The sequence below is a fragment of the Mycolicibacter senuensis genome (genome assembly GCF_003284925.1).
GTDB classification, from domain to species: Bacteria; Actinomycetota; Actinomycetes; order Mycobacteriales; family Mycobacteriaceae; genus Mycobacterium; species Mycobacterium algericum_A.
In genome coordinates this window covers 1-11,280 of record NZ_QMEX01000115.1, presented here as the reverse complement: position 1 = coordinate 11,280, position 11,280 = coordinate 1, and the positions used below count along the sequence as shown (strand labels likewise).

Below are 11,280 nucleotides of genomic sequence, written 5' to 3'. Positions count from 1 at the left end.
GCCGGTGGCCGACGCCATCGACCGGTGGGGCTGACGCTGTCTTACCCGGTCTCGTCCGGGACAGCCGGGTAGTCGGGCCAGTCCAGGCTGGCGACCGGATCGGCGGGGGCGATCCCGGGCTCGTCGACGGCGAAGGTCCGCACCGGGCCCGGGCCGGAGCTGCGGGTCTCGAACCGCACCGTCACCACCCCGTGGCCGGAGCCCTGCACCCAGCCGTGCCCCAGCTCGACGTGGGCGACGTCATCGCCGACCCGCCACGACGCCGCGATCGGCGGTGAGACCTGTTGCGGCGCTGCTGTTTCAGGTGAATCAGCGGTGGCCTCCGGGAAGGCCAGCTCCGGGAACAGCGATTCCTGACGGACATCGGTCAGCCCGGAGAATCCCACCCCGAGCAGCCGGATCGGGCCGATCTGGGCCGGGTCCAGCAGCAGCCGGCCGGCCGCGGCCATCAGCGCAGCGGCGTCGGTGGTGGCATAGGGCAGCGTCGCCGAGCGGGTCAGCACGCTCATGTCGGCCTTCTTGAGTTTCACCGTCACCGTGCGGGCGCCCCGCCCGTCGCGCAGCAGCCTGCGGTAGGCGTGTTCGCCGATCGGGCCGACCTCGGCCCGTAGCTGCTCCAGCGTGGTCAGATCGGTGGCAAAGGTTGATTCGGCGCTGATCTGTTTGGCCTCGGCGCGTTCGGCGACCGGACGGTCGTCGATCCCGCGGGCCAACCGGTGCAGCGCGGGCCCGATGGTGGCGCCCAGGATGTCGGCGACCTCGCTGTCGGTCAGCGCGGCGAACGCGCCGATGGTGGTGATGCCCAGCCGGTGCAGCTTCTCCTCGGCCACCGGACCGATACCCCACAGCCGGCGCACCGGCAGCCCGTCCAGCAGCAGTCGTTCCTCGGCGCGGCTGACGACCCGCACCCCGTCCGGTTTGGCCAGATCCGAGGCGATCTTGGCGATCTGCTTGCCCGAGCCCGCCCCCACCGACGCCACCAGGCCGGTCTCGTCGCACACCCGGCGGCGCAGCCGCTCACAGAACCGGTGCACGTCTTCGCTGCCGGCGCCGGACAACTCGGCCGGTTCGCCGAACGCCTCGTCGAAGGACAGTTGCTCGACGACCGGGATCACCGCGCGCACGGTCTCGAACACCCGGCGGCTGGCCACCGCGTACACCGCCCCGCGCGGCGGCAGCACCACCGCCGGGGCGCCCACCAGTCGGCGTGCCTGGTGCATCGGCATCGCCGAACGCGCCCCGAAGACCCGCGCCTCATAGCTGGCGCCGGCCACCACACCGCGGCCGCCCAGCCCGCCGACCAGCACCGGGCGGCCGCGCAGCGTCGGGCGGGTCAGTTGCTCGACGGAGGCGAAGAATGCGTCCATGTCCAAGTGCAGGACCCACCGGGCGTCCACAGTCGCCGATCCTATGGGCCGGCGGCGGGCGATCGGGCTAGCGTTTGTTTCATGGCGATGAATCTGGTCCATTGACTGTGTTGCAGTTCGCGGTATTGGGCGCGCAATGTCGAGCACAAGTTGTTGCCGTGGGCGCTCGCCGGTGTGGAACTCGGCGAGAACACCCTGGAGATCGGCCCGGGTTACGGCGCCAACCTGCGGTGCCTGGTGGGTATGGCGCCGCAGCTGACCGCCGTCGAGATCGATCCGCCGATGGCGCAGCGCCTGCAGGCCGAATACGGTTCGCGGGCGCGCGTCATCAACGGGGACGGCACCGACACCGGCCTGTCCGGCGACACCTTCAGCTCAGTGGTGTGCTTCACCATGCTGCATCATGTGCCGACACCTGCGTTACAGGATCGGTTGTTCGACGAGGCGTTTCGCGTGCTCAAGCCGGGTGGCATGTTCGCCGGCAGCGACGGCGTGCACTCTACGACGTTCCGCCTCTTGCATATTCGTGACACCTACAACCCGGTTTCACCCGATACGCTGCCGGAGCGGTTGCGCCGCAGCGGGTTCGGCGATGTCGAGGTGTCGACCGCCGGCGGACGTCAACGCTGGCGCGCGGTCAAGCCCTGACCGGGGATCATTTGGCCGACTTGGCCGGTGCGAGTTGCTGCGGGCAATAGGTTTTGGCGGCGATCGCCGCGAACTGGGCGGCGCCGTTGATGGTCAGGGCCGGATTTGCCTCGCGCAGGTCGGTGAGCAGTTCGAGGCCGGTTTCGCCGTTGGCCACAAGTCCACAGACCGCCTGGCCGGCCGCGACGGCCTGCGCCGGGTCATCGAAGGTGATACCCACCTGGTGCAGCGACGTGATGAACTCGGTCGGATCAACGGCGCTCGCCTCGACGACACCGGGTTCGGCGTGCGCCGGTGCGGCGAGAACGAGCGCGGTCAGTGCTACCAACGGGGCGAACAAGACTCGCATTGCAGACCTTCTAAAGATGGGAGTGTCGGGTCAGCCGAGCGCGGATTGCGATCCGGTGGGCACCACCTCGTCCTCGGCGCAGACGTGCACCGCGTGGATCCCGGGCTTCAGTGACAGCTTGGCCACCAGATCGTCGAGCCCGGCTTCATCGACGTTCCAATGCTGAACGACGTCCGGCGTCTGTTGCAGCTGCGCAATGACCTGATCGAGTTTGACCGGAGCGTCGCGGTTCTTGGTGTTGGCCGCGACGACCCGCACACCCGGCGTGGCCACCCGCGCGGCAGGGCCGCCCAGTGCGCCTCCAGTCAAGCTGCCCAGCGCCGCCGGGCTGAGCAGTCCCCCGAGCTGCGCCGCCGGGGCTGCTCCCATGGCGGTGTTCGGCAAGGCGACGGAGGCCAACTTGATCGCCGGGGCAGCGGTGGCCCAACCCGGGGGTACCGACAAGGCTCCCACCGTCGAGGCGCTGCCGGCACTGGCCGAGGCGGCGGTGGCCAGCCCCCCGGCCAGACCCGGGGCCGGGCCGGCTGCCAGTCCGGAGCTCATCAGCCCACCACCCAGCGCGGATTTGGGGATCGCCGGCGGACTCGGCAGCTTGTGGAAGAGCCTGACCTGGGTCATGCCCAGGTTGGTGGTGCCGCCCACGGCGTTGGTCCAGGTGGCCTCCGACCCGATCGAGGACTGGAAGTTCCAGAACGACTCGTACAACCCGGCCATGTCGGTGTCCCCGGTGACGGCGCCCACCGCGTTCTGTGCCCCGTCTTGCGAGGGGGCCGTGGCGATGGCCTGCCCCAGCTTGGCGAGCGTCGACTGGGCGGTGGACTGCGCCGAGGCCCGCGCCGCTTCGGCGGTCGCGGCGGCCTGGCCGGTGTTGTCGTTGGTGGTCCGCGGCGGTGCGGTGAACGCCGTCAGCTGGGTGGCGGCCTGCGACGCCGTTGCGTAGCCGACCATGGCCGCGACGTCTTGCGCCCACATCTGGGCGTATTGCGCTTCGGTGGTGGCGATGGCGGCACTGTTCTGGCCCAGGATGTTGGCGGCGACCAGCGATGCGAGCTCGCTGCGGTTGGCGACGATCACCGGGGGTGGAACGACGCCGGCGAAGGCGGACTCGTAGGCAGCGGCCGCGGCTGTGGCCTGGCCGGCGGTCTCCTCGGCCTGGGTGGCCGTCGTCGTCAGCCACGTCACGTACGGCGCGGCCGCGGCCGCCATGGCTGCTGCCGCAGCGCCCTGCCACCCGCCGCTGAGCCCGGCGAGCACCGCAGCGTAGGAGGACGCAGTGGCGTGCAGCTCGGTGGCCAGTCCCGACCAGGCCGAGGCCGCGCTCAGCAGGGGCGCAGCGCCCGGACCCGAATAGATCAGGCCGGAGATGATCTCCGGCGGCTGCGCCGCGAAGCTCTGAACGACCATGTGCCGCAACTCCTTCAGCTACTTCTGGATCGGCGGGATGACGATGATGGTCGCGGTCGTGGCGATATCAGGGCCCGCCGCCGCGGCGTTGGTGACCTGCGTGACAGCGCCGATGGTGCGGGTGGAGGCCGCACCCACGGCATGACCGACGGGCGCACTGAGGGCCCGGCCCGCCAGACTTGACGCCGCCATCTGCCCGAACATGGCATTCTCACCGTTGACGGCCATCGCCGGAGCCGCGTCGAGCGCGGATTTCGACAACAGCGACGCAACGGTCTGCACGTTGGGAGTCACCCCCGGAGCGGCCGATGCCCAGCTCGTCGGTACCGACAGCGACCCGACCATGCCCGCTCGGCCAATCGCCGCCGAGGCCGCGGGTACGCTCGCCGGGTTCACCGCCGCCCCGCCGCTCAGCAGCTCGCTTGCCAACAGCGGCGACAACGCTCCCGTGATGGGCTTGGGGTTGAAGAACGATCCCAGGCTCTGCGCACCGTTGTTCATGCTCACCAGGCTGGAGCTGACCTGCCACCAGTTCTTGAACAGCCGCAGGATTCCCAGCGGTGAGTAGGGGCCGTCGACGACCTTGATGAAGTTGGTGATGCTGTCCATGCCGTTCTGCAGGCCCGATGTCGCCTGCGTGGCCGCGGCGGCCAGCGAGGTCGGGTTCGTCGTCAAGGTTTGCAGGGTGCTCGGCACCTGCGACATCAGCTGGGACAGCGCCGACTGCATATTGGATCGGGCCGAGTCCTGCGTCGCGTTGGCCACCGCCGCCAACTGATCGCGCTGCCCACTGGGATCGGTGGTCTCCGGCGGTACGGCAAAAGGGGTCAACTGGGTGGCGGCCGCCGAGGAGCCGGCGTAGGCGTACATCGCGGCCGCGTCCTGAGCCCACAGCTGTGCGTAGTGGGCCTCGGTGGCCGCAATCGCCGGCGAGTTCTGCCCGAGGAAATTGGTAGCGACCAGCGATGCGAGCAGTGCCCGATTGGCCGCGACCACCGGCGGCGGAACAGTGGCGCTGAAGGCCAGCTCGTAGGCACCTGCTGCCGCTCGGGCTTGAAGCGCAGCCTGTTCCGCCTGCGCCGCCGTCGCCTTCATCCACTGCTCATACGGCGCTGCCGCAGCCGCCATCGCGCCCGACGAAGGTCCATGCCAGGCCGAACTCGCAAGGTCGGCGACGACAGCGGCGTAGACCGCGGCGGTGGTGTGCAGCTCGTTGGCCAGCGCATCCCAGGCGGCCGCAGCGGCCAGCATGGGAGCCGAACCCGGCCCAGAATAGATTCTGGCGGAGTTGATTTCCGGCGGGAGTGCACCGAAATCCATAGTGCTCCTTCGCTCGGGGTCAGTTGCGCTCACGGTGATGAGATCAGAAGGTTAGCCAGCGCCAGGCCGGTAGGCGGGCTGACAAAACCGCCGCTGCACACCGCTCACGGTATGGTTCCGAGGTGCTCGGTCCGGCGGACAACGAACTGCCCACCAGGGGCTCTCCAACCCCGTGAGCAGCGCAAACACCAAGCGGCGCCGACCGCCCCCGGGCGTGTACCGAGCGCTGCGGGGCGCTCACCGGCCGGCGGTCAGCAAAAGAATCTGGCTGCAAGAAACTCGCGCCGCCGCGGAGGCCGTGCCCTGCTCAGGCCTTGGTAATCGTCACCCGCACCCCGTCACCGATCTCGGCGGCGTCCGGCCCAGGCTCGCCGAATTCGAATGCGGTGGCCAGGATCTCACCGGCGATCAGTTCGGCGTGGGCCTGTGCCCAGTCCAGCCGCGGGTCGGGCACCGACATCACCACGGTGATCCGGTCGGAGACCTGCAGGCCGATGTTCTTGCGTAGTTCCTGCAGTTCGCGGATGCGATCCTTGGCCCAGCCCTCGGCTTCGAGTTCCTCGGTCACCGTGCCGTCGAGCACCACCAGCCCGGCGCCGTCGGGCAGCGCCACGGTGAATTCGGGATCGGCGGCCACCAGCTTCGCGGTGTACTCACCGTCGCGCAGCACCACCGGCCCGGCGCTCAGCGTGCCGTCCGGGTTGACCACGCCCTGCCCCGCCTTGACGGCTTTGATCGCGGCCTGCACATCCTTGCCCAGCCGCGGACCGGCCACCTTGGCGTTGACCGCCAGGTCGAAGCGGCCGTAGCGGTCGATGTCCTCGGTCAGCTCGACGGCCTTGACGTTGAGCTCGTCGGCGATCAGCCCGGAGAACGGCGCCAGCTGCTGCGGATCCTCAACGGCGACGGTGAGTTTGGGCAGCGGCAGCCGCACCCGCAGCTGGTGCGACTTACGCAACGAGGACGCGGCCGAACACACGTCGCGCACCTGATCCATCGCCTCGACCAGCTGCGAATCGCGCGGCAGGTCGCCGGCCTCGGGCCAGTCGGTCAGGTGCACCGACCGGTGCCCGGTCAGCGAGCGCCAGATCTTCTCGGTGGTCAGCGGCAGCAGTGGTGCTGCCAGCCGGCAGGTGACCTCCAGCACGGTGTGCAGCGTGTCGATGGCGTTCGGGTCCTCGTCCCAGAACCGTTGCCGGGAGCGTCGCACGTACCAGTTGGTCAGCGCCTCGGTGAACTGGCGCAGTTCCTCACACGCCCCGGAGATGTCGCAGCCGTCCAGCGCGGCGGTCAGGTCGTCGCGCAGCGTTGCCAGCTTCGCCAGGATGTAGCGGTCGAGCACGTGTGGTGAATCGGTGCGCCATACACCGGATTCGGGCGCGTAGAGGGCCAGGAAACTGTAGGCGTTGGACAGCGGCAGCATCACCTGGCGCACCCCCTCGCGGATGCCCGGTTCGGTGACGATCAGGTTGCCGCCCCGCAGGATCGGCGAGGCCATCAGGAACCAGCGCATGGCGTCGGAGCCGTCGCGGTCGAACACCTCGTTGACATCGGGATAGTTGCGCAGCGACTTGCTCATCTTCTGCCCGTCGGAGCCCAAGACAATGCCGTGTGCCACACAGGTTTTGAACGCCGGCCGGTCGAACAGCGCGGTGGCCAGCACGTGCAGGGTGTAGAACCAGCCGCGGGTCTGCCCGATGTACTCGACGATGAAGTCACCTGGGTAATGCGAATCGAACCAGTCGGAGTTCTCGAACGGGTAATGCACCTGGGCATAGGGCATCGACCCAGAGTCGAACCACACGTCGAGCACGTCGGGGATGCGTCGCATCGTCGATCGGCCGGTCGGGTCGTCGGGGTTGGGCCGGGTCAACTCGTCGATGTAGGGCCGGTGCAGGTTATCGGGTCGCACCCCGAAATCGCGTGCCAACTCATCGAGGCTGCCGTAGACGTCGATCCGGGGGTAGGCCGGGTCGTCGGATTTCCAGACCGGGATCGGCGTGCCCCAGTACCGGTTTCGGGAGATCGACCAGTCGCGCGCGCCGCGAAGCCAGTTGCCGAAGATCCCGTCCTTGACGTGCTCGGGATACCAGCTGATCTGCTCGTTGAGCTCGACCATGCGGTCCCGGAACTCCGTGACGCGCACGAACCACGACGAGACCGCCTTGTAGATCAGCGGATTGCGGCACCGCCAGCAGTGCGGGTAGGAGTGCTCGTAGGTTTCGTGGCGGACCAGCACCGCGCCATTGGGGGCGGCAGGGCCCGCGCCCGCTTTCAGGTCGGCGATGATCGCCTTGTTCGCGTCGAAGACGTGCTGTCCGGCGTAGTCGGCGACGCTGGAGTCGAAGCGGCCCTTGGCGTCGACCGGGGTGACCGGGGCGATCCCGGCGACGTCGGTGGTGTTCTTGTCGTCTTCGCCGTAGGCCGGCGCGAGATGCACGATGCCGGTGCCGCCGTCGGTCGACACGAAGTCGGCGGCCAGCACCCGGAATGCGCCTGCCGCCGCCATGAAATACGGGAACGGCGGCAGGTAGTGCAACCCGATCAGCTCCGAACCGCGGTAGCTGCCCAACAGCTGGGGCTCTTCCCCGAATTCGCGCGCGTAGGCGCCGAGCCGCGCCTCGGCGAGCAGGTACCGGCGGTCCCCGACCGCTACCTGCACATAGGTCACCTCCGGGTTGACCGCCACCGCCAGGTTGGCCGGCAGTGTCCAGGGCGTGGTGGTCCACACCAGCAGGTGGGCACCGGCCAGCTCCGCGACCGGTCCCCCGTCGGCCACCCGGAACCCGACGGTCAGCGCCGGGTCCTGCCGACTCTGGTAGACGTCGTCGTCCATCCGCAGTTCGTGGTTGGACAGCGGCGTCTCGTCGCGCCAGCAGTACGGCAGCACGCGATAACCCTCGTAGGCCAGGCCCTTGTCCCACAGCTGTTTGAACGCCCACAGCACCGATTCCATGAACGGCAGGTCGAGGGTCTTGTAGTCATTGTCGAAGTCGACCCAGCGGGCCTGCCGGGTGACGTAGTCCTGCCATTCGGCGGTGTAGCGCAGCACCGATTCCCGGCAGGCTTCGTTGAACGCGGCGATGCCCATCGCGTCGATCTGCGACTTGTCGGTAATGCCGAGCTGGCGCTCGACCTCGAGTTCGGCGGGCAACCCGTGGGTGTCCCAGCCGAACCGGCGTTCCACCTTGTAGCCGCGCATGGTTCGATACCGCGGCACGATGTCCTTGACGTAGCCGGTGAGCAGGTGCCCGTAGTGCGGCAGCCCGTTGGCGAACGGCGGGCCGTCGTAGAACACGTATTCCTCGGCGGCGTCGCGGCGGGCGATGCTGGCCCGGAAGGTGTCGTCGGCCGCCCAGTAGTCGAGGACCTCGATTTCAGCCGCCGGGAAGTCGGGGGCACCGGCGGCCGGCTTCGGATAGCTGCGTTGACTCATGCTGTGTCGCCTCCAAGCGCCCGGCCCGGGGACGACGCCGCGCGGGTTGCGCGAGCACCGCGGTACCACCCCGCTTGCCGCGCTGCCGGCGCGACCGCTCCACAAGGCTGTGACGGGCCGACCCGTTCGGTTCTAGTGAGGCCCGGCTGTCATGCGTCGGGCCCGTTCCTCCGAAGGCTCCCCGGTGATGGCCGGATCATTGCCGATGAGCCGATTGTACGGAGCGCCGCCTCGGCACGGCCCTCGGGCTCCTAGACTTTGCATCGTGGCATTCAGCGCGTCACAGGCCCGCGACGTGGCGCTGCCCCTGGCGCAGGCGGCCTACACCGTGATGTCCGGTGCTGTGCCAGCCCTGCCGCCCGGATTCGTTCAAACCGCCCTGATCGAAGCAGACCACGCCCAGTTGGCCGCGCTGCCCGACCAGCACCCGGCGAACGCGATGGCCAAAGACACCAACATCTTCGGACTCATGGGGCACGACGCGGCGACCCGCACCGCCTACCTGTCGTTTCGCGGCAGCTCCGATGTGGCGGACTGGATCGCCGACTTCGACTTCCTCCCGGCGCCCTACCTGCCGGTCGTGGGCTTCGGTCAGGTACACGCCGGGTTCCAAGACATCTACGGTTGCATCCGCGCCAGCATCGCCGCCAACCTGGACGCGGCGACTCGCGGCTGCGAGAACATCCTCGTCACCGGGCACAGTCTCGGTGCGGCGCTCGCCGTTCTGGCCGCGCCGGATATCGCCCGCATCAGGCTCGCCGGGCCGGCACGCACCATCGAGCCGCGGCTGACCACGTTCGGCGGCCCACGGGTGGGGCTGCCCGACTTCGCGGCCGCCTTCAACGCGGCCATCGAATGCTGCTACCGGGTGGTGAACTTTCTCGACATCGTGCCGCTGCTGCCGCCGTCACCGTATGTGCACGTCGGCGCCGAGATCGCGGTGGACAGCGGCGGGGCCATCGACATCGGCTGGCGGCACAGCCTGGCCGGCTATCACGCCGGGCTCGCAGCCCTGCCGGCGCAACCGTGAGCCGGCCGCCGGCGGCTAGTTCGCCTCCAGGCACTCCCAGCTGTCGGGCAGCAAGCCGGTCTCGATGAACTCGGTCACCGCTGCCACGTGCTGGGGTTCCAGCCTGCTGTCGGCGGCGCGGTAGACGACCTGCTCTTCCTTGGAGTTATGCACCGCAAGCTGATCGAGCAGCAGCCGGGCGACCGCCATCAGCGCCGCGGTGTCGCCCTCGGGCAGCAGTCCGACCAGTGCGTCCATCGTGCGCCAGATCTCGCCGTGCTCGGTCATCATGACCGCAACCGGCATCGCCATGCCGGCCTGCCGGATCGGCGGGAACAGGATCCGCTCCTCGAGGTAGATGTGCTTGCGCAGCCCTTCCAGAGCCGCGCTCAGGCCGGCGGCGTCCACCCGGCCGTCGCGAAGATCGATCAGGAAGGCTTCGAGACCGGCGTCGATCAGCTGGTGCTCACGCTCCAGGGCGGCCGACACCGGCACGCGAGCTTTCTCCGGGGGCATTGCGGTCTCCTTAGCACTCCTACACGGCGGCCTTCGCACAAACCCAGCCGTCGGGCATCCGGCCGGATTCGAGGAAGTCGGCAACCTCGGCGGCCTGCTCCGGGGCCAGGCCGGTGTCGGCGGCCGGATAGATCACCGGCTCCTCCACCTTGTTGTGGTCGGCCAGTAGAGTCAACAGCCGTTGGCAGGCCTCCCGCAACGCCTCATGGTCGGCGGCATCGCCCGGTCCGGCCGCCAGGTCGTCGAGTGCATCCATGGTGCGCCAGATCTCACCGTGGCCGCGGATCATCCCGAACACCGACATCATCTGCGCGCCCTTGCTGATCGGCGGGAACAGCAACTGTTCCTCCAGGTAGATGTGGCGACGCAGTGCGGCCAGTGTGCCGCGCAGGGCGTCGGCGTCCACGCTGCCGGCATCCAGCTTCACCAGGAAGTTCGCGAGCCCGGCGTCGACTTCCTGGTGTTCACGTTCGAGTGCGATCGAAAGCGTTGCGGGGGACATGATTTTATTCAATCCCCTCAGGCCAGCTGTGCGTCGACGCTGACCTTGGCGCCGGCGAACAGTCGCGACACCGGGCACAGCGCGGCGGCGGCGTCGACGATCTGGGCGAAGCCGGCGGCGTCCAGGCCGGCGACCTCGGCGCGAACCGTCAGCTTCGACGTAGTGATGGTGGGCAGCCCGTCGACCTCGTCGAGGGTGACCGTCGAGGTGACGTCGAGTTGCTGCGGCGGTGTGTCGTTCTCACCGAGCTTCAGCGACAACGCCATGGCGAAACATGACGAGTGGGCGGCGGCGGCCAGTTCCTCCGGGCTGGTCTTTCCGCCCGGCTGCTCGGTGCGGGCCGCCCAGGTCACCGGCAGCCCGTCGAGCGCACCGCTGCTGCCGTTTTCCAAGGCGCCCGCCCCGGTCGCCAGCGGTCCTTTCCAGCTGGTCTGCACGCTCCGATCCGCGATGCTCATCCGCCGCCTCCTCTTCCGGTGCGGACGCCGCCCCGAACCGAGCCGGACCCGCCTTAATTTTTACAATCAGGACTTGTCTAAATCTAGTCCATGGGGCGGGGTGCTGGCCAGCGTCGGATCGGCAGCTCAGTGCTCGGCTTCGTCCTCCGGCGGCGGGGTGGCCGCCAGCACCTCGGTGGCCCGGTCGTCGGTCGGTTCGGCCGGTGGCGCCGACAGTTCCGGGAACGCGGTGGCCACCATGTCCTCGAACGTCCACTCGTGCGTGTCGGAC

9 protein-coding genes and 1 pseudogene are annotated in these 11,280 nt (G+C 69.0%); 2 read left to right on the top strand and 8 right to left on the bottom strand.

Translation table 11 applies throughout. The features are described from left to right. Nucleotides 1-1,397 (bottom strand): annotated as a pseudogene (locus DQP56_RS19010) (DNA polymerase IV); the annotation flags it as partial. 75 nt (nt 1,398-1,472) lie between these two features. Here DQP56_RS19010 and DQP56_RS19005 point away from each other — a divergent pair. Further along, a complete protein-coding gene (locus DQP56_RS19005; protein ID WP_234825729.1) occupies nt 1,473-2,015 on the top strand; it encodes a class I SAM-dependent methyltransferase in 543 nt (180 codons plus the stop codon). Nucleotides 2,016-2,022: 7 nt separating this feature from the next. Here the strand turns inward: DQP56_RS19005 and DQP56_RS19000 are convergent, their stop codons facing one another. From DQP56_RS19000 to ileS, 4 genes are all read right to left on the bottom strand, one after another. Then, on the bottom strand, nt 2,023-2,364 hold the full coding sequence (locus DQP56_RS19000) for a DUF732 domain-containing protein (protein ID WP_112688074.1): 342 nt from the start codon (nt 2,362-2,364) through the stop codon (nt 2,023-2,025). Nucleotides 2,365-2,394: 30 nt separating this feature from the next. Next, entirely contained in the window at nt 2,395-3,768 is a 1,374-nt protein-coding gene (locus tag DQP56_RS18995; RefSeq protein ID WP_112688072.1) for a PPE family protein, read from the bottom strand. Between the two features lie 18 nt (nt 3,769-3,786). After that, nucleotides 3,787-5,088 carry a PPE family protein gene (locus tag DQP56_RS18990; protein WP_112688069.1) on the bottom strand — a complete coding sequence of 434 codons (1,302 nt, stop codon included), beginning with the start codon at nt 5,086-5,088 and terminating at the stop codon, nt 3,787-3,789. Between the two features lie 307 nt (nt 5,089-5,395). Further along, nucleotides 5,396-8,524: an isoleucine--tRNA ligase gene (gene ileS, locus DQP56_RS18985; protein ID WP_112688066.1), complete on the bottom strand. Its 3,129-nt coding sequence runs from the start codon at nt 8,522-8,524 to the stop codon at nt 5,396-5,398. Nucleotides 8,525-8,789: 265 nt separating this feature from the next. On the opposite strand from ileS, the gene DQP56_RS18980 reads away from it, so the two are divergent. Continuing rightward, nucleotides 8,790-9,554: a lipase family protein gene (locus DQP56_RS18980; protein WP_112688063.1), complete on the top strand. Its 765-nt coding sequence runs from the start codon at nt 8,790-8,792 to the stop codon at nt 9,552-9,554. Nucleotides 9,555-9,569: 15 nt separating this feature from the next. Here the strand turns inward: DQP56_RS18980 and DQP56_RS18975 are convergent, their stop codons facing one another. The 3 genes from DQP56_RS18975 to DQP56_RS18965 are packed head-to-tail and all read right to left on the bottom strand — an operon-like array spanning nt 9,570 to nt 11,009. Next, on the bottom strand, nt 9,570-10,049 hold the full coding sequence (locus DQP56_RS18975) for a hemerythrin domain-containing protein (RefSeq protein ID WP_165825077.1): 480 nt from the start codon (nt 10,047-10,049) through the stop codon (nt 9,570-9,572). Nucleotides 10,050-10,068: 19 nt separating this feature from the next. Next, complete coding sequence (locus tag DQP56_RS18970) at nt 10,069-10,551, bottom strand: hemerythrin domain-containing protein (RefSeq protein ID WP_112688057.1); 483 nt, start codon at nt 10,549-10,551, stop codon at nt 10,069-10,071. Between the two features lie 17 nt (nt 10,552-10,568). Then, nucleotides 10,569-11,009: an OsmC family peroxiredoxin gene (locus DQP56_RS18965; RefSeq protein ID WP_112688055.1), complete on the bottom strand. Its 441-nt coding sequence runs from the start codon at nt 11,007-11,009 to the stop codon at nt 10,569-10,571. Nucleotides 11,010-11,280 lie beyond the last annotated feature (271 nt).